At 71.6% G+C, this 18,124-nt stretch carries 17 protein-coding genes; 12 read left to right on the top strand and 5 right to left on the bottom strand.

Features of this window, described 5'->3' with window-relative positions; genetic code table 11:
• Positions 1-69 precede the first annotated feature (69 nt).
• The 3 genes from guaB1 to H9622_RS01040 all read left to right on the top strand — a co-directional run bounded on the left by guaB1 (position 70) and on the right by H9622_RS01040 (position 4,098).
• Positions 70-1,527, top strand: a complete 1,458-nt coding sequence (gene guaB1, locus H9622_RS01050; protein ID WP_191763410.1) for a GMP reductase — start codon at positions 70-72, stop codon at positions 1,525-1,527.
• A 184-nt stretch (positions 1,528-1,711) separates the two neighbouring features.
• Entirely contained in the window at positions 1,712-3,043 is a 1,332-nt protein-coding gene (locus H9622_RS01045) for a hemolysin family protein (RefSeq protein WP_191763407.1), read from the top strand.
• Positions 3,040-4,098 (top strand): hemolysin family protein, encoded by a 1,059-nt coding sequence (locus H9622_RS01040; protein ID WP_191763405.1) that lies wholly within the window; start codon positions 3,040-3,042, stop codon positions 4,096-4,098. Before H9622_RS01045 ends, H9622_RS01040 begins: the two co-directional genes overlap by 4 nt.
• 98 nt (positions 4,099-4,196) lie before the next feature.
• Here H9622_RS01040 and H9622_RS01035 read toward each other — a convergent pair whose 3' ends face one another.
• Entirely contained in the window at positions 4,197-5,261 is a 1,065-nt protein-coding gene (locus H9622_RS01035; RefSeq protein WP_191763403.1) for an NADH:flavin oxidoreductase/NADH oxidase, read from the bottom strand.
• 31 nt (positions 5,262-5,292) lie between these two features.
• On the opposite strand from H9622_RS01035, the gene H9622_RS01030 reads away from it, so the two are divergent.
• From H9622_RS01030 to H9622_RS01015, 4 genes are all read left to right on the top strand, one after another.
• Entirely contained in the window at positions 5,293-6,126 is an 834-nt protein-coding gene (locus H9622_RS01030; RefSeq protein ID WP_191763401.1) for an ADP-dependent NAD(P)H-hydrate dehydratase, read from the top strand.
• A gap of 84 nt (positions 6,127-6,210) precedes the next feature.
• Positions 6,211-7,428: a glycosyltransferase 87 family protein gene (locus H9622_RS01025; RefSeq protein ID WP_191763399.1), complete on the top strand. Its 1,218-nt coding sequence runs from the start codon at positions 6,211-6,213 to the stop codon at positions 7,426-7,428.
• Between the two features lie 17 nt (positions 7,429-7,445).
• A complete protein-coding gene (locus tag H9622_RS01020; protein WP_191763397.1) occupies positions 7,446-7,772 on the top strand; it encodes a thiamine-binding protein in 327 nt (108 codons plus the stop codon).
• Positions 7,773-7,802: 30 nt separating this feature from the next.
• Positions 7,803-8,555: an NUDIX hydrolase gene (locus H9622_RS01015; protein WP_191763395.1), complete on the top strand. Its 753-nt coding sequence runs from the start codon at positions 7,803-7,805 to the stop codon at positions 8,553-8,555.
• A gap of 8 nt (positions 8,556-8,563) precedes the next feature.
• On the opposite strand, the gene metX is transcribed toward H9622_RS01015, so the two are convergent.
• Both metX and H9622_RS01005 read right to left on the bottom strand, forming a co-directional pair.
• Positions 8,564-9,769: a homoserine O-acetyltransferase MetX gene (gene metX, locus H9622_RS01010; protein WP_191763393.1), complete on the bottom strand. Its 1,206-nt coding sequence runs from the start codon at positions 9,767-9,769 to the stop codon at positions 8,564-8,566.
• 169 nt (positions 9,770-9,938) lie between these two features.
• A complete protein-coding gene (locus tag H9622_RS01005; RefSeq protein ID WP_318246986.1) occupies positions 9,939-10,958 on the bottom strand; it encodes a DUF2332 domain-containing protein in 1,020 nt (339 codons plus the stop codon).
• 59 nt (positions 10,959-11,017) lie between these two features.
• Here H9622_RS01005 and H9622_RS01000 point away from each other — a divergent pair, with 59 nt between their 5' ends.
• Complete coding sequence (locus H9622_RS01000; protein ID WP_318246985.1) at positions 11,018-12,022, top strand: hypothetical protein; 1,005 nt, start codon at positions 11,018-11,020, stop codon at positions 12,020-12,022.
• Between the two features lie 13 nt (positions 12,023-12,035).
• On the opposite strand, the gene H9622_RS00995 is transcribed toward H9622_RS01000, so the two are convergent.
• Positions 12,036-13,358, bottom strand: coding sequence for a bifunctional o-acetylhomoserine/o-acetylserine sulfhydrylase (locus H9622_RS00995; RefSeq protein ID WP_191763391.1), 1,323 nt, complete (start codon positions 13,356-13,358; stop codon positions 12,036-12,038).
• Positions 13,359-13,516: 158 nt separating this feature from the next.
• On the opposite strand from H9622_RS00995, the gene H9622_RS00990 reads away from it, so the two are divergent.
• Both H9622_RS00990 and H9622_RS00985 read left to right on the top strand, forming a co-directional pair.
• A complete protein-coding gene (locus H9622_RS00990; RefSeq protein ID WP_191763389.1) occupies positions 13,517-14,308 on the top strand; it encodes an SDR family oxidoreductase in 792 nt (263 codons plus the stop codon).
• Positions 14,305-15,171 (top strand): alanyl-tRNA editing protein, encoded by an 867-nt coding sequence (locus H9622_RS00985; protein WP_191763387.1) that lies wholly within the window; start codon positions 14,305-14,307, stop codon positions 15,169-15,171. Before H9622_RS00990 ends, H9622_RS00985 begins: the two co-directional genes overlap by 4 nt.
• Before the next feature lie 60 nt (positions 15,172-15,231).
• On the opposite strand, the gene H9622_RS00980 is transcribed toward H9622_RS00985, so the two are convergent.
• Positions 15,232-16,722, bottom strand: a complete 1,491-nt coding sequence (locus tag H9622_RS00980) for an MFS transporter (protein WP_191763385.1) — start codon at positions 16,720-16,722, stop codon at positions 15,232-15,234.
• 81 nt (positions 16,723-16,803) lie between these two features.
• Between H9622_RS00980 and H9622_RS00975 the strand changes: the two genes are divergently transcribed.
• Positions 16,804-17,502, top strand: a complete 699-nt coding sequence (locus H9622_RS00975) for a uracil-DNA glycosylase (protein ID WP_191765491.1) — start codon at positions 16,804-16,806, stop codon at positions 17,500-17,502.
• A 9-nt stretch (positions 17,503-17,511) separates the two neighbouring features.
• Positions 17,512-18,123: a GNAT family N-acetyltransferase gene (locus H9622_RS00970; RefSeq protein ID WP_191763383.1), complete on the top strand. Its 612-nt coding sequence runs from the start codon at positions 17,512-17,514 to the stop codon at positions 18,121-18,123.
• Position 18,124 lies beyond the last annotated feature (1 nt).

The following is an 18,124-nucleotide window of genomic DNA, read 5'->3' as shown; positions in this document are numbered from 1 at the left end:
CCCGCCTCTCACCAGCTGAGAGAACGCCCATCATTTCCTGCACAGGAAGTGTCACTACTGTTGGCGCCTATGGAGTTCTACGGCGATCAGCCAGACGTCGACCTGACGTATTCCGATGTCTTCCTCGTCCCGCGGCGGTCGTCGATCACCAGCCGGCTGGACGTCGACCTCTCTCCGGGTGACGGGACGACCGCGACGATTCCGATCGTCTCGGCCAACATGAACTCCGTCACCGGCGCCCGTCTGGCGGCGACACTCGCGCGCCGCGGCGGGCTGGGGGTGCTGCCGCAGGACATGCCCCTGCAGGAGCTCGACGCCGCGATCCGGTGGGTCAAGGCTCAGCCGGTGCCGTGGGACACCCCGCTGGTCCTGCCGCCCCATGCGACCGTCGCCGACGCGTCGCGGCTGCTGCCCGCCACCGACGGTCACGGGATCGTCGTGGCGGACGCCTCGAACGACCCGATCGGCATCGAGGACATCCTCGGCGTGGTGCCCGCCGCGCGCCTGGGCACCGCCCTGCCCGACGCACGCCTCGGCGACCTCACCCGCGGGCGCACGGCATCCGTCGACGCGGTCGACATCGAGAGCGCGCGCCACGCCTTCGACGTGATCGTCGCCGCCGATGCCGAGACGGTCTGCGTGCTCGACCACGGCCACCTCGTCGGCACGCTGTCGCGCCGCAGCGCGCTGCGCTCCACCCTCTACACGCCGGCGGTCGACGCGTCGGGTCGCCTCATCGTCGCCGCGGCGATCGGCATCAACGGCGACGTCGCCGCCAAGGCCCAGGCGCTCGCCGGTGCCGGCGTCGACGTGCTGGTGGTAGACACCGCACACGGACATCAGGAAGGGATGCTGCGCGCCCTGCGCGCCGTCGCGGATCTCGACCTCGGCATCCCGATCGCCGCCGGCAACATCGTGTCGGCCGAAGGCGTGCACGACCTCGTCACGTCCGGCGCCGACATCCTCAAGGTGGGCGTAGGCCCGGGCGCCATGTGCACGACGCGCATGATGACCGCCGTCGGCCGCCCGCAGTTCTCGGCCGTGCTCGAGACGGCCGAGGCCGCGCGTGTCATGGGCGCGCACGTGTGGGCCGACGGAGGCGTGCGCTACCCGCGCGACGTCGCCCTCGCGCTCGCCGCGGGCGCGGCATCCGTCATGATCGGCTCGTGGTTCGCGGGCACGATCGAAGCGCCCGGGGAGTTGCAGACCGACTCGGCCGGCCGCATCTACAAGGAGTCGTGGGGCATGGCCTCGACGAAGGCCGTGCACGAGCGCTTCGGGCGGCTCGACCCGTACGAGCTCGCGCGCAAGGAGCTCTTCGCCGAGGGCATCTCGTCGTCGAAGATCTATCTCGACCCCCTGCGTCCGGGCCTCGAGGACCTGCTCGACATGATCACGTCGGGCGTGCGCTCCTCCTTCACCTACGCCGGCGCGTCGACGGTCGCCGAGTTCCACGACCGCGCGCGCGTGGGCCTGCAGTCCGCCGCAGGCTACGACGAGGGCAAGGCGCTCCCCGTCAGCTGGTGAGCCAGGGCAGGCGGGCCGTGCGACCACCCCGCGCGGTCGTTTCCGGCATCCGCGCCGTCGCGCGCACACGCGCTACAGCCTGCGCCGAGCGCTGACGTAGACTTGTCGGCACAATGGACGACCCTCCTAGTTGCAGACGATCGCCCCACAGACCCTCCTCCCGTTCGATCGGGGGTGACGCGTGATGGATTACGTCATGTTGGGCGTGGGGCTCCTGCTCACGGTCGGGACCGGCCTCTTCGTCGCGAGCGAGTTCGCGCTGGTCAACCTCGACCGCGCCGACCTCGAGGCTCGCCAGGCTGCCGGCGAGACCCGGCTCTCGCTGACGATCAATGCGCTGAAGATCACCTCGACGCACCTCTCCAGCGCGCAGCTCGGCATCACGCTGACGACGCTGCTCACCGGTTACACGATGGAGCCGGCGATCTCGAACCTCCTGCGACCGGTCTTCACGGCGTGGGGACTCCCCGAAGGGCTCGTCAGCCCGCTCGCCGTCGTCATCGCCGTCTCTGTCGCCACGATCTTCTCGATGATCATCGGCGAGCTCGTGCCGAAGAACTTCGCCCTCGCGATCCCGCGGCAGACGGCGAAGCTCGTGATGCCGTTCCAGGTCGCGTTCACCACGGTCTTCCGTCCGGCGATCGTCGTGCTCAACGGCTCCGCCAACGGCGTGCTGCGCTCGGTGGGGATCGAGCCGAAGGAGGAGCTCTCGGGCGCCCGCACGGCCGAGGAGCTGTCGAGCCTCGTGCGCCGCTCCGCGAGCGCGGGCGTGCTCGAGGAGGACACCGCCTCGCTGCTCGACCGCAGCCTCACGTTCGCGCGCCTCAGCGCGGCCGACGTCATGACGCCGCGCCCCAGCATCCACGCCCTCGCTGCCGAGGACTCCGCCGAGGACGTCATCCAGCTCGCCCGACGTACCGGCCACAGCCGCTTCCCGGTCTATGACGACTCGATGGACGACATCACAGGCATCGTGCATCTCAAGGCCGCGGTCAGCGTGCCGCGCGAGCGGCGCACCGACGTGCCCGCCGCCGCGCTCGCCACCGAACCGCTGCGGATCCCGGAGGCCGTGCACCTCGACGCACTCGTCTCGGAGCTGCGGGCCCGCGGATACCAGATGGCCGTCGTCGTCGACGAGTACGGCGGGACGGCCGGTGTCGTCACCCTCGAGGACCTCGTCGAGGAGATCGTCGGCGAGGTGCTCGACGAGCACGACCGCCGCCGCGCCGGGATCGTGCGCGCCGAGAACTCGGTCATCTTCCCGGGCGAGCTGCGACCCGACGAGGTGCGCGACCGCACCGGCATCCGGATTCCCGAAGGCGACGTCTACGACACGGTCGGCGGATTCATCATGAGCGAGCTCGAGCGCATCCCCGTCGTGGGCGACGCGATCGAGATCGAGGACGGGACCATCGAGGTGCAGCGCATGGACGGCCGTCGCGTCGACCGGGTGCGCTTCACCCCGACGCCGATGCCGCACGACGAAGCGACGACGGAAGGGGGTGATCGCCGATGAACGATTGGGCCGGACTCGCATGGCTCGTGGTGCTGCTCATCGCGAACGCCTTCTTCGTCGGCGCGGAGTTCGCTGTCATCTCCGCCCGGCGCTCGCAGATCGAGCCGCTCGCCGAGAAGGGCTCGCGGTCGGCCAAGACCGCGCTCTACGCGATGGAGCACGCCACGCTCATGCTCGCGACGAGCCAGCTCGGCATCACGATCTGCTCGCTGCTGATCCTGAACGTGTCGGAGCCGGCGATCCACCACCTGCTCGCCGAGCCCCTCGCGCTCACCGGCTGGTCAGAAGGAGCGGTCGACGCGATCGCGTTCTTCGTCGCGCTGCTGATCGTGTCGTACCTGCACGTCGTGTTCGGCGAGATGGTGCCGAAGAACCTGGCGTTCTCGGTGCCCGACCGCGCGGTGCTGATGCTCGCGACCCCGCTCGTGTGGGTGTCGAAGGTGTTCCACCCCGTGATCGTGAGCCTCAACTGGATCGCCAACCACGTGGTGCGGCTGTTCCGTGTCGAGCCGAAGGACGAGGCTGCCTCGACCTTCACGCTCGAGGAGGTCGCCACGATCGTGAACCAGTCGCGCATCGAGGGCGTGCTCGCCGACGCGGCCGGCACGGTCGCGGCCGCCGTCGAGTTCACCGACAAGAAGGCCGCCGAGATCGCCGTGCCGCTCGCCGACCTCGTGACGCTGCCGCACACGACCACGCCCGACGAGATCGAGCGCGCGGTCGCGAAGCACGGCTTCTCGCGGTACGTGATCGTGGACGGCGACGGCACGCCGCTCGGTTACGTGCACCTCAAGGACATCCTGAGGGCTGCGGAGGGGCCGGATGCCGCGACCGACGTCGCGCGTACGATCCCGGCGAAGCGCATCCACCACATGGTGCCGGTCCTCGAGACCACCGATCTCGAGGACGCGCTCGCCGTGATGCGGCGCGCGGGGCGTCACCTCGCGCAGGTCCGCAACGCCGAGGGCGACACCACCGCGGTGCTGTTCCTCGAGGACATCATCGAGGAGCTCATCGGCGAGGTGCAGGACGCGACCCGTCGCGGCCGGCGCTGACCCGTCCATCCGTCGGTCGTTGAGCGGGCGCAGCGGTAGGCGTGCGCGCAACGGCCGGGGAGCGTCAGACGCCCCGCGCTCGCTCAACGGCGAGGGCGTCAGGCCCGCGCGCGGAGGTACTGCTTCGGCCAGTAGTCGATGTCGGCGCCGAGCTCGGCGGCGGCGCGCAGACCGTAGTGCGGGTCGCGCAGCCACTCTCGCCCGGCCATGACCGCCAGCGCGTGGCCGTCGGCGACGACCTTCTCGGCGTGGGCGGCGTCGTCGATCATGCCGACGGCGCTCACCGGCACGCCCGCGACCCGCGCGACGTGGGCAGCGAGGTCGACCTGGTAGCCGGGTCCGGTCGTGATCCGCTGGTGTGCGACGAGTCCGCCGCTCGAGATGTCGAAGAAGTCCACGCCGCGGTCGGCCGCCCAGCGGGCGACCGTCGCCGTCTGGTCGGCGTCCCAGCCGCCCTCTGCCCAGTCGGTGGCGGAGAAGCGCACGAGCAGTGGAGCGGCGGGCGCGGCATCCCTCACCGCATCGATCACCCGGAGCAGCAGGCGCGCCCGGTTCTCGAGCGACCCGCCGTACTCGTCGCCTCGGTGGTTCGACAGCGGCGACAGGAACTGGTGCAGCAGGTAGCCATGGGCGGCGTGGATCTCGAGCACCTCGAACCCCGCCTCGACGGCGCGGCGGGCGGCGGCGCCGAAGTCGGTGACGACCCGGTCGATCCCTGCCGCGTCGAGCGCGATGGGCTCGTCGAAGCCCTCGAACGCGATCGCCGACGGGGCGGCGGTCTGCCACCCGCCCTCCGCCACGGGCACCGTGCCCCGGTGACCTGAGAACGGCGACCACGTCGACGCCTTGCGGCCGGCGTGGGCGAGCTGAACCCCTGCGACGGCGCCGCGGGCACGCACCGCGGCGACGATCGGGCGCCAGGCGTCGCGCTGCGCGTCGGTCCACAGGCCGGTGTCCTCGGGCGAGATGCGACCCTCGGGGGAGACCGCGGTCGCCTCGGCGATCACGAGTCCCGCGCCGCCCGACGCGAACTGCGCCAGGTGGGTGTGGTGCCACTCCTGCGGCACACCGTCGACCGCGCTGTACTGGCACATCGGCGAGACCCAGAGCCGGTTGCGCAGGGTGAGGTCGCGCAGCGACAGGGGTGTGAAGAGGATGCTCATCCGGGGGAGACTCCGCGAGTAGGGTGGCGCCATGACGCGGTCATGGACGATGGAGGACACGGGACGCGCCCTTCGGAGGCCAACGGCCGCGGATGACAAGTATTCCCGAGGCGTCCTGGGAGTCCGCACCGGCTCCGACGCCTACCCCGGCGCCGCCGTCCTCGGCGTGGAAGCCGCGTGGCGCACGGGGCTGGGCATGGTCCGCTACGTCGGCCCGGACCGCCCGACCTCGCTCGTGCTCGCGCGGCGCCCCGAGACGGTCGCGTCCGAAGGGCGGGTCCAGGCCTGGCTGATCGGATCGGGGACGGATGCCGCGTCCCGCGCCGCCGGCGAGACCGAGGCGCTGCGGGGGATCCTCCATGACACCGACCCCGTCGTTGTCGACGCCGGGGCACTCGACCTCGGCGCGGACGCCACGGCTCCACGCATCCTCACGCCGCACGACCGCGAGCACGCGCGGCTGCGGTCGTCCCTCGGCCTCGCTCCGGCCGGCCCCGACCGCGTCGCGGCAGCCGTCGAGACGGCCGAGGCCACCGGCGCCGTCGTGCTGCTGAAGGGCTCGGCCACCATCGTCGCAGCGCCCGACGGCTCCGCGATCGAGGTCGCCGCGGGCACGCCCTGGCTCGCGACGGCGGGCACCGGCGACGTGCTGGCCGGCGTCATCGGCGCGCTCGTGGCCGGCGCGAACGCGCGAGAGCGGGGGACGGATGCCGCGTCCCTCGGCGTGCTCGCCGCCGCAGGGGCGTGGCTGCACGGCCACGCCGGCCGCCTGGCGTCGGCGGAGCGCGGCGGCGGCCCGATCACTGCGCTCGATGTGGCCGAGGCGCTGCCGCGCGCCGTGTCCGAGGTGCTCGCCGCGGTATGACGACCTCGCCCGGTCGACGTGGGCGGGCCGGCGGCCGAGCCGCCACCGTCGGGCGGCCCTGCCTCGGCGAAATAGGATGGCACGATGTCGAGGCGCGCCGGGCTGTGGATCGCATTCGTGCTGGTCCACCTCGTCGTCGCCGTGCTGGGCTTCACCGAGCCGAACACGCCGCGGGGCGACGTGCCCCTCGTGTACGAGCCGTGGGCCCGCGCGGCCGTCGAGGGCTCGGCGATCATGGGGATCACCCAGAGCTGGATCTACCCGCAGCTCGCCCTCGTGCCCATGGTCCTCGCGTTCGCCGTCAAGGGACTCATCGGTTTCGAGTTCGCGTGGGTGGCGCTGGTGACGGTCGCGAACGCGCTCGCATTCGCCCTCCTCGTCGGCCGTGGCCGCTCGCGCGGACGCACCCTGGCCGCGGCGTTCTGGCTGGCCTTCCTGCTCCTGCTGGGGCCGGTCGGCTTGTACCGCCTCGATGGCATCACGGTCTCGCTCGGGATCGCCGGGTGCCTGTGGCTCGTGGGGCGCCCGCTCCTCGCGTCGATGCTGTTGGCTGCGGGCACCTGGATGAAGGTGTGGCCCGCCGCCCTGCTCGCCGCCGCACTGATCGCCGTCCGTCGCCGGAGGATCGTGATCGGCGGTGCGCTCATCGTGACGGCGCTCATCGTGATCGCGGTCGTCGTCGCCGGAGGCGGTGCGCATCTGCTCGGGTTCGTGTCGGGGCAGACCGGCCGGGGTCTTCAGCTCGAGGCGCCGGTGACGGCCTGGTTCCTGTGGCAGGCTGCGGCGGGCGTCGACGGCGCATTCGTCTACTACGACACCGAGATCCTCACCTTCCAGGTCACCGGTGCCAACGTCGACGCCGTGATCGCCGCGATGACCCCCGTGCTCGCGCTCGCGGTCCTGGCGATCGCCGCCCTCGGCGCCGTGAAGGCCTGGCGCGGCGCCAGTTTCGCGGCCCTCTTCCCGTCGCTCGGGCTCGCCCTCGTGCTGGCGTTCATCGTGTTCAACAAGGTCGGCTCGCCGCAGTTCCTCACGTGGATCATCGCCCCGCTCGTTCTGGGCCTGGTGCTCGACCGCCGGCGCTGGACGATGCCGGCCGTGGCCGCCCTCGCCGCGGCGCTCCTGACGCACCTCGTGTACCCGCTGCTCTACGCCCGGCTGATCCTGGCCGAGACCCTCGCCGTCAGTGTGCTCACCGCCCGCAACGTCGTGATGGTCGCGCTTCTCGTCTGGGCGATCGCGTCCGTCGCCCGCGTGCCCCTGCGGGTGCGCCCGTCCGCTTCCCTGTCCACCACTCCCTGACCCTCCGGAGGTTCCCCATGCTCGTCGCCTTCTCCGTCGCACCCAGCGGCACCGGCAACGCCGACGGCTCAGTGCACGACGCCGTCGCCGCGGCCGTCCGCGTCGTCCGTGACAGCGGACTGCCGCACCGCACGACCTCGATGTTCACCGAGATCGAGGGGGAGTGGGACGCGGTGTTCGACGTCGTCCGGCGCGCGACCGAGGCGGTCCAGCCGTACGGGTCGCGCGTGTCGCTGGTGCTCAAGGCCGACATCCGGCCCGGCTACAGCGGCGAGCTCGACGGGAAGATCGAACGCCTCGAAGCGGCCATCGACGAGCAGACGCCGAAGCCGCAGGGCGAGTGACCGCCCCGCACGCGCCATAGAGTGAGGGGCATGTCCGCGCCGACGCCGTCTCCTGATCGTGCGGTGAGCGCTCTCGCCGACGCCATCGGCGACTCGCGTCCTCGGCGTGCCGACGACGCCGGCGATGACATCCCGGTCGCCGCGACCGTCGTCATCCTCCGCGACACGGCCGACGGCCCGCAGGTGCTGCTCATCGAGCGCCCCGACCGAGGTTCGTTCGCCGGTGCGTGGGTGTTCCCCGGAGGCAAGCTCGACGCCGCGGACCATCGTGCGCGCGACGCCGAGGAGGACACCGCCCGGCGTGCGGCCGTCCGCGAGACCGTCGAGGAGGTCGGACTCGTCGTCGACGCCGCAGACCTCGTCACCCTGTCGTGCTGGGATCCGCCGCCCGGGCTGAAGGTGCGCATCCGCACCTGGTTCTTCGTCGTGGCCGCGCCCGACGGGCCGCTGACCCTCTCGCCCGACGAAGCGGTCACCGCCGAGTGGGTCGCACCCGCCGAGGTGCTGGCCCGGCACGGCCGCGGCGAACTGACGCTCTACCCGCCGACGTGGGTCACGCTGCATCACCTCGTCGGCCATCCCGACGCCGGCTCGGTCCTCGACTCCGCGCGCCTCGGAGGCATCCGCCGCTTCGAGACCGTCGCCCGGCGCGGTGCCGAGGGTCCGCTGCTGCTCTGGCACGGCGATGCCGAATACGAGGAGAGGACGGATGCCGCGGCATCCGCTGCCCGTCACCGTCTGGAGATCGGCGCGCTGCCCTGGAGGTACACCGAGGCGGAGTGACCCGCCGGTCAGCCTTCGAGCAGGCGACGGACGTGCGTGCCGACGGCGTGCGTCTCGATGAGGAAGCCGTCGTGGCCGAAGTCGCTCGCGAGCACGACGGAGCGGTCGCCGTCGAGGGTGTGACGGATGCCGCGCGCGATGCGGTGCTGACCGTCGATCGGGAAGAGCCGGTCGCTGTCGATCCCGAGGACGAGCGCGGTGGCGGTCACGCGTGCGAGGGCGTCGTCGATGCCGCCGCGGTCGCGGCCGACGTCGTGCGAGTTCATCGCCTCGACGAGCGTGATGTAGGAGTTGGCATCGAAGCGGCGCGTGAACTTGTTGCCGTGGAAGTCGAGGTAGGACTCCACCGCGAACCGGCCGCCGTGGCCGAGGGGGCTGACGCCGGACTGCCACGAGCGCTGGAAGCGCTGGTTGAGCTCGGTGGGAGAGCGGTAGTTGAGCAGCGCCATGCGGCGGGCGAGCGCGAGTCCGCGGTTCGGGCCGTCCCCGTCGGCGGCGTCGTAGTACTCGCCGCCTTGGAACCGCGGATCGATGCGGATGGCCTCGAGCTGCACCGAGTTGAGCGCGATCTGGTCGGCGGTGTTGACGGGCGGAGCCGAGAGGATGCCGACGCGCTCGACGCGGTCGGGCAGACCGACGGCCCACTCCAGCGCATGCATCCCGCCCATCGATCCGCCGATGACGCCGGCCCACACGTCGATGCCGAGGGCGTCGGCGAGGCGCACCTGCGCGGCGACCTGGTCGCGGATCGTGAGGTACGGGAACCGCGACGCCCATTCGTAGCCGTCGGGGCCGATGCTCGCGGGGCCGGTCGAGCCCTGGCAGCCGCCGAGCATGTTCGGTGCGACGACGAACCAGCGGTCGGTGTCGATGGGTGCGCCGGGACCGACGATGTCGTCCCACCAGCCGGTCGTGGGATGCCCCGGCCCGGCCGGTCCGCGCACGTGGCTGTCGCCGGTCAGGGCGTGGAGCACCAGCACGGCGTTGTCGCGCGCGGTGTTGAGCTCGCCCCACGTCTCGTAGGCGAGGCGATAGGCGGGAAGCTCACGGCCGCCCTCGGTGCGGAACGACCCGAACGCGGCGAAGTGACGCTCGCCAACCGGGTCGCCGTCGCGCCACGCGCCCGTAGCCGGCGGGCGGCCCAGCAGCAGGCGCGCGTCGGCCTCCGTCACCGGTGCCGACGGCACGGTGTCTTCGGAGGTCTGCCAGTCCATCCGCCTATTCTCCCGCCCGGCCCCTGCCCGTGGGCCGAGTGTTACGGAGGGGCGTTACGGCGCGTCGAGTGCCAGCGTCAGGACGCACGCCGCGGGTGGCGGTGGCAGGGGTCGCGCGGGCGGCGTGTCGCCTGACGGTGGCACGCGCTCGCGCGACGCCCGTCCTGCCTCAGCGCGCGAACGGCGCCGTTTCGTACAGCGCGCCGTGCTGGCCCGCGAGGGCGATCGGTCGGGCGTCCCACGTCTGCACGAAGCGGTGGTCCGTCGGCGTGCCGGGCGGCAGCTGCGCGTCGATCTCGTCGAGCGTGCCCGTCGTCTCGTTCGACAGCCACACCACCCGGCGGCCGATCGCGTCGCCGAGCCCGCCCATGATGTCGGCGAACCGGCGGCGCTGCGCCGCGTCGAGGTACAGCAGCACCGCGCTGTGGAAGACGACCAGCGTGGCCTCCGGGGGAGCGGCGGCCGCGACATCCGTTACCCGCTCCAGCAGATCGCCGCGGACGATCTCGGGAGGATCGGATGCCGCGATCGCAGCGGCCGCGCGCAACCGGGCGACCCGGGCGTCGTGGTCGGGCCCGGGCCAGATGAGGTTCGCGAGCCAGTCGACGGCATCGGCATCGCCGGAGTCGATGGGGTCGAGGTCGATCCCGCGCCGCCAGACCACGTCGGGAGAGCGGGCGGGGACGGATGCCTCCTCGTCGACGGTGCAGGCCAGCACCACCTCGCTCGGCCCGTCCGGCGGGTCGATGCGCCGTCGGCCGGCGGGCGTGGCGTAATCGACGCTGTACCGGTCGGGGAACAGGCACAGCCCGGCGGCGGCCCCGACCTCGAGCAGGGCGACGGGCCCGTCGATGCGCGAGAGCGGCGGCAGCCAGGTCGCACAGCGATTGGCCTCGTTCGTCTGCACCGTGCGGGCGGCGCCCGTCCCCACGATGCGGTCCCAGTGCTCCAGCAGCCACGGGCGCACCTCGTGGTACGGGCTCAGTGCCGCGCCCTCCCATCGCGCGGCGGCGAACATGAGGTTCGGCTGCTGCTTCGCCCGGGGGAGCGCCGCGAGCCGCGCGAGCACCTCGGGATCACGCGCGATGCCGAGCGCCCAGTCCTCGTACAGAGGGGAGGTGCCGTGCGCCCAGCGACGGCCGAAGTCGTCGTAGAAGGCCGCGATCTCATCGCGCGGATCGGTGCTCACCGCCCCACCCTACGAGCGCTCCGGTGACGGTGTCACCGGGCCGGTCTAGCATGCGTGGAATGGACGTCATCGAGTACCTCATGAGCGGCGACCCGGCGATTCGCTGGCAGGTGATGCGCGACCTCACCGATGCTCCCGCAGACGAGGTCGCGGCCGAGCGCGCCCGCGTGGCGACCGAAGGCTGGGGCGCCCGGATGCTCGCCGAGCAGGACGCAGACGGGCGGTGGGATGCCGGCACCTATCGGCCCGGGTGGGTCGACGAGGAGCGGCCGTTCTACGACGCCTGGACGGCGACCCACTTCTCCCTGCAGTCGCTGGCCGAGTACGGCGTCGACCCCGGTGCCGACGCGGTGCGCGCGGCTGTGCAGCGGGCGGCTGAGGGTGCCCGCTGGGAGTACAACGGCGCACCCTACTTCGAGGGCGAGATCGAGCCCTGCATCAACGGCATCGCGCTCACCGTCGGCGGGTACTTCCGGCGCGACGACGCCTCTCCGATCGCGGCGACACTTCTCGCCACGCAGCACGCCGACGGCGGGTGGAACTGCTGGGAGGAAGACACCGCCGCGCCGAGCTCCTTCCACTCCACGATCTGCGCCATCGAGGGGCTCTGGCAGTGGGGGGAGCACGCCGGTCACAGCGACGAGCTGCGGGAGAGCAGGCTCCGCGGCGAGGAGTGGCTCCTCGAGCGCCGGCTCTTCCGGCGCAAGTCCGACGGCACCGTTCCCGACCCGCGCATGACCATGACGTCGGTTCCCGGGCGATGGTTCTACGACGTGCTCCGCGGGCTGGAGTACTTCCGACTCGCCCGCCCGAGCGCGACGAGCGCTGCGCCGAGGCCGTCGAGCTCATTCGGGCGAAGCGCCTCGAGAACGGGATGTTCCGATTCGAGAACCACCACGAAGGGCCGATGCTGTTCGAGCTGGACGGCGAGGGCGACGGCTTCCCGAGCCGGTGGGTCACCCTCCGCGCCCTGCGCGTGCTGCGCTGGTGGGACGCAGGCTGACGCCGGCCCCGGAGACAGAACTGCGGATGCCCCGGCCCGCGTGGGCCGAGGCATCCGCTGATCTGAAACCGACGTCAGGCGCGCGCAGCCTCCGACACGCGACGAGCCGCCGCGAGCGCCTGCTCGAGGTCGGCCTTTAGGTCGTCGATGTTCTCGAGGCCGACCGACAGGCGCACCAGGCCCGGCGTGACACCGGTGGTGAGCTGCTGCTCGGGCGTGAGCTGCGAGTGCGTGGTCGACGCGGGGTGGATGACGAGCGAGCGCACGTCGCCGATGTTGGCGAGGTGGCTGAACAGGGTGAGCGAGTTTACGAACTCGCGGCCCGCCTCGACACCGCCCTTGAGCTCGAACGACAGCACGGCGCCGACGCCCTTCGGCGCGTAGGTGTTGGCAGCCGCGTACCACGGCGACGTGGGGAGGCCCGAGTAGTTGACCGACGCGACGTCGTCCTGATTCTCGAGCCACTCCGCGATCTCCTGCGCGTTCTGCACGTGACGCTCGATGCGCAGCGACAGGGTCTCGATGCCCTGGATCAGCAGCCACGCGCTCTGCGGAGAGATGGCCGCACCGAGGTCGCGGAGCAGCTGCACGCGAGCCTTGATGATGTAGGCGAGCGGGTCGCCGACCGCGGCCGTGTAGGACGCGCCGTGGTACGAGGGGTCGGGCTCGGTGAGGCCCGGGAACTTCTCGACGTTCTTCGACCACTCGAACTTTCCGCCGTCGACGATGACGCCGCCGATGACCGTGCCGTGACCGCCGAGGAACTTGGTAGCCGAGTGGATGACGATGTCGGCGCCGTGCTCGAAGGGCTTGATGAGGTACGGCGTCGCGATCGTGTTGTCGACGATGAGCGGGATGCCGTTCTCGTGGGCGACGTCGGCCACCGTGCGGATGTCGAGCACGTTGATCTTCGGGTTGCCGATGGTCTCGGCGAAGAAGAGCTTCGTGTTCGGGCGGACGGCGCGGCGCCACTCCTCGGGGTCGTCCTGGTTCTCGACGAACGTGGTCTCGATGCCGAGCTTGGCGAGCGTGTACTTGAAGAGGTTGTACGTGCCGCCGTAGATCGAGCTCGACGACACGATGTGGTCGCCGGCCTGGGCGATGTTGAGCACCGCGAAGGTCTCGGCGGCCTGGCCGCTGGCGACGAGGAGCGCACCGGTGCCACCCTCGAGCGCGGCGAGGCGCTCCTCGACAACGGCCTGCGTCGGGTTCTGGATGCGGGTGTAGATGTTGCCGAACTCGGCCAGCGCGAAGAGGTTCGCGGCGTGGTCGGCGTTGTCGAACACGTACGAGGTCGTCTGGTAGATCGGCGTGGCACGGGCCTTGGTGACCGGGTCCGGTGCGGCACCGGAGTGGATCTGCTTGGTCTCGAAACGCCAGTTCTCGGGTGCGGACATGGCTTGCTCCTGCGGGTTCAGTGGGCGGAGGCGGCATCCCCCGACCGGATCGACAGTACGGATGGCGCGACCTTGTCAACAACGAAAGGGAAATGTGACGTAACCTGCGGGCCGCGCGGACGGCGGACGACCTGGGGCGGAATGGGTACCGTGGAGGCATGACGACCAGACGTGCTGTGGTGACCGGGGCGAGTTCGGGGATCGGTGAAGCGACGGCGCGGATGCTGCGCTCGCGAGGCTGGGATGTCGTCGCCGTCGCCCGCCGGGCGGACCGCCTCGAGACGCTCGAAGCAGAGACCGGTGCGGTGGCGTTCGCCGCCGATCTCACCTCCGACGCCGACGTCGAGGCGCTCGCCGAGTTCCTCGACGGCTCCGGTCCGGTGCACTCGCTCGTGCACATCGCCGGCGGCGCCCGCGGCGCCGACCGCGTCGAGGACGGCCTCGTCGAGGACTGGCAGTGGATGTTCGACGTCAACGTGCTGTCCGCTCAGCGACTGGTGTCGGCGCTGCTGCCGCAGCTGCGCCGCGCCGCGCGCGAGGGCGGCCACGCCGACACCCTCTTCGTGACCTCGACCGCGGCGCAGACGGCCTACGCCGGCGGCGCGGGCTACAACGCCGCGAAGGCCGGCGAGGCGATGCTCGCGCACGCCCTTCGGCTCGAGCTGAACGGCGAGCCGATCCGCGTCATCGAGGTCGCCCCAGGGATGGTGTACACCGAGGAGTTCACGACCAATCGGCTCGGCGGCGACAAGGTGGCGGCCGAGCGTGTGTACGAGGGCGTTCTCGCGCCCCTCACCGCCGACGACGTCGCCGACGTGATCGCGTACGCGCTCGACGCGCCGGCTCATGTCAACCTCGACCTCATCACGATGCGCCCGGTCGCGCAGTCCGCCCAGCACCTGCTCGCCCGCGGTCCGCTGCGTCCGCGCGGCGAAGGCGGCCTCGCGTGATCCCCGTCACCGGCACGACGATCACCTACGCATCCGGCGCGACGTCGTCCACGAGCACGGTCGTGCACGTCGCCGACGCCGGCGACGGGCGCTCGGCCATCGTGGTCGGCGCGACCGCGTTCCATCCCGTCGACACCGCGTGGCCCGACCAGCCGGCCGACCGCGGCTCGCTGCGCGCGGGCGGTGCGACGCACCCGATCGTCGACGCCGTCGTCGGGGCGACGCAGGGCGACGAGCTCGTGCTCGGCCGCGACGTGCCGGTCCGCACGGGCACCGATGGCTGGACCTTCGTGGTCGCGCACATCGTCGAGGGCGACGGCATCGCCGAGGGCGACACCGTCGAGATCGAAGCGGATGCCGCCTACCGCGCGGCCCTCTCAGCCGGGCATACCGCCTGCCACCTCGCCTCGCTGGCGCTCGATGCCGCGCTCGCGGACGCCTGGCGCAAGGAGACACCGACCGATGCGCTCGGCGCCCCGGCGTTCGACGCCCTCGCGATCCAGGAGTCGCGCATCCTTCCCGACGGATCGCGCGACGTCTACCGCATCGGCAAGTCGCTGCGCCGCAAGGGGTTCGACCCTGCCGCCTTCGACGACCCCGCCGCGGTGGCCGAGCGCGCGAACGCGCTGCTCGCCGAGTGGATCGCGACCGGCGGAGCGGTGCGCGTCGACGCCGACGGCCCGAGCCTCGCCGACCGCCGCACGTGGGTCTGCGAGCTTCCCGCGGCGGAGGTGCGCATCCCCTGCGGCGGAACGCACGTGTCGTCGCTGTCGGACCTGGCCGAGGCGACCGTGTCGCTCGAGGCGCAGCCCGTCGAGGGCGGTCTCGAAGTCGTCATGACGACGACGGCGACCCGGCGCTGACGCCGGGGCGGGGCATCCGCTCGTTCCGTCGTCTGCGGTACCCCGTCGGCCGCACACGGGTCAGATGATCTGCGCCTCGCCGGCGACGGTCTCGACCTCTTCGGGCAGGGTGTCGGCGAACGCGACCTTCGGCACGAAGAACAGCAGCACTGCGGCGAGGAAACCGCCCGCCGCGCAGATCGACCACACCGCGAGGTAGCCGCCGAGCGACGCCGCGGTCTCGCTCGCGACGACGCCCGCACCGGCGGCGAGCACGATGCCGAAGACGGCCGAGGCGAACGTTCCGCCGATGGTCTTGGTCGTGTTCGTCAGCGCCGAGGCGATGCCGGTCTGCCCATGCGGAGCCGCCGCGGCGGCGGCCGCGGGCAGGGCGCCGACGAGCGCACCCGAGCCGATGCCCGCGATCGACAGGTTGAGCAGCACCTGCCACAGCTCGACGTGGAACGGGAGGAACAGTGCGTAGCCGATGCCGACGAGCGCCGAGGCGACGATGAGGATCGCGCGGGGGTTCGCCCGGCGTGAGGTCACGGCGAACAGGATCGCGCCCACGATGAGGGACACGAGGTAGAGGCCGATCACGTAGGAGCGCGCTTCCGCATCGAGTCCGAGGCCGTAGCCGAGCGACGAGTCGGTGCCGGCGTAGGTCGAGAGCGGGCCCTGCGCGCCGAGCAGGCTGATGCCGACGAGGAACGCCGTCGCCTGCACAGGCCACATCTCGGGACGCCGCAGCACGCGGATGTCGATGGCAGGATCGGTTTGCCGCAGCTCGAACAGCACGAAGAGCACGAACGCGACGATGCCGAGCGCGAGCAGCACCCACACGAACGCGGAGCCCGCTCCGTTGAGCCGCAGGAACGTGAGCGAGCTGGTGACGAGCAGCAGGCCGAGAGCGAGGATGACGAAGCCCCAGGTGTCGAGTCGCCGGCCGCGCACGGGCTCGGACTCGGGCACGCCGAGCCAGATCACCAGGCACACGAGGGTGACGGCGATCGCGGGAACCATGAGGGTGAGCGTCAGGTCGCCGGTCGCGGTGAAGATGCGCCCCGCCGCGAGGGCGCCGATGATCGCTCCGGCCTCGAGTCCGACGACGAGAAGACCGGCAGCGCGCCGCGTCAGCGAGACGCCCCGGTTCTGCTTCCTGCCGCGCTCGAAGATCAGCGCGATCTCGAGCGGCAGCCACACGACGTAGAACCCCTGCAGCGCCCACGCGATCAGGAAGCTCCAGAAGTCGCCGGCGAAGGCCAGCCACCAGCTCGCACCTGCGGTGAGGATCGCCGCGATCAGCAGGATCTTCTTGTGCCCGTACATGTCGCCGAGCTTCGCGAGCACCGGCACGACCAGCGCCGACAGCAGCAGCTGCGCGGCCTCGAACCAGTTCACATCGGAGTCGTGGATGCCCAGCTGATCGACGATGTCGCTGAACAGCGGCACGTAGTACCCCTGCAGGATGCCGCTCGTGACCTCGACGAGGACGAACCAGCCGATGAGGCCCGCCGTGATGCCGAGGGCGGAGCCGCGGAGGCGGTCGGTGGCGCTGGAGACTCGGGACACGAGGGCGAGACTACTCGACCCGCGCACCTAGGCTGGGGGCGTGTGGATGACGGCCCCGGACGCCCGGCGCGGGAGCGCTCCGTGGCGATGACGCTGCCCGAGCTCGCGGATGCAGGGCTCGTGGATCCGGGGTGGGCGGCGGCGCTCGCGTCGGTCGGCCCCGACATCGCCGCGCTCGGCGAACGACTGCGTGCGGAGGTGACCGCCGGCCGGTCGTACCTGCCCGCCGGAGACCGCGTGCTGCGGGCGTTCCAGCGGCCGCTCGCCGACGTGCGGGTGCTGATCGTGGGACAGGACCCGTACCCGACGCCGGGGCATCCGATCGGCCTGTCCTTCGCGGTCGACCGGCACGTCCGCCCGCTGCCGCGGAGCCTCTCGAACATCTACCAGGAGCTCGAGGCCGACCTCGGCATCCCGCGGGCGGTCCACGGCGACCTGTCGGCGTGGAGCGACCAGGGCGTCATGCTGCTCAACCGCGTGCTCACGGTCGCGCCGGGGCAGCCGGCATCCCACCGCGGCTGGGGCTGGGAGAAGGTCACCGAGCATGCGATCCGCACGCTGGTCGACCGAGATGGGCCGCTCGTCGCGATCCTGTGGGGGAGGGATGCCGCGAACCTGCGCCCCCTTCTCGGTTCGACGCCGATCATCGAGTCCGCCCACCCGTCGCCGCTGTCGGCCGGCAGGGGGTTCTTCGGGTCTCGCCCGTTCTCTCGCGCGAACGCTCTGATCGAGGAGCAGGGCGGTCGGCCCGTCGACTGGGCCCTCCCGGCCGAAGCGTAGGCTGGCGGGATGCTTGAGGAGGAATACGACCGCGACCGGCGCCGGCTGCCGCGTCATCTGCGCCGTCGTCCTGAACCGGAGCGTCCCTTCTCGTTCGACATCCGGCCCGTCGCCGAGCGTGACATCCCCGATATCCGTGAGATCTACAACTACTACGTGACCAATTCGGTCGTGACGTTCGACGAGAAGAAGTGGTCGATCGCGCAGTGGCGCGAGAAGCTCGCGTACCTGCGCAAGCTCGATCTGCCCTTCCTGGTCGCGGAGTCGCCGACCGGGCAGGTCCTCGGCTACGCGCTGGTGCAGCCGATGTCAGCGAAGTCGGCGTACCGCTTCTCGGTCGAGAACTCGATCTATCTGGGGCAGGCCGCAACGGGAAAGGGACTCGGAAAGGCGCTGCTGGTCGCCCTCATCGAGGCGTGCGAGCAGAAGGGCATCCGGCAGATGGTGGCCGTGATCAGCGACAAGGGTGCCGAGGGCTCGGTCGCCCTGCACGAGAAGCTCGGGTTCGTCGAGGTGGGGCGCATGGGCCGGGTCGGGTTCAAGTTCGGACGATGGCTCGGCACGATCTATCTGCAGAAGGAGCTCAAGCCGGTCAAGAAGAAGGGCATCTTCGCCCGCTGAC

It is taken from the genome of Microbacterium gallinarum (genome assembly GCF_014837165.1).
In the GTDB taxonomy this organism is placed as follows: Bacteria; Actinomycetota; Actinomycetes; order Actinomycetales; family Microbacteriaceae; genus Microbacterium; species Microbacterium gallinarum.
Note: the sequence above shows the minus strand (reverse complement) of the source record. Positions and strands in the feature narration are given on the sequence as shown.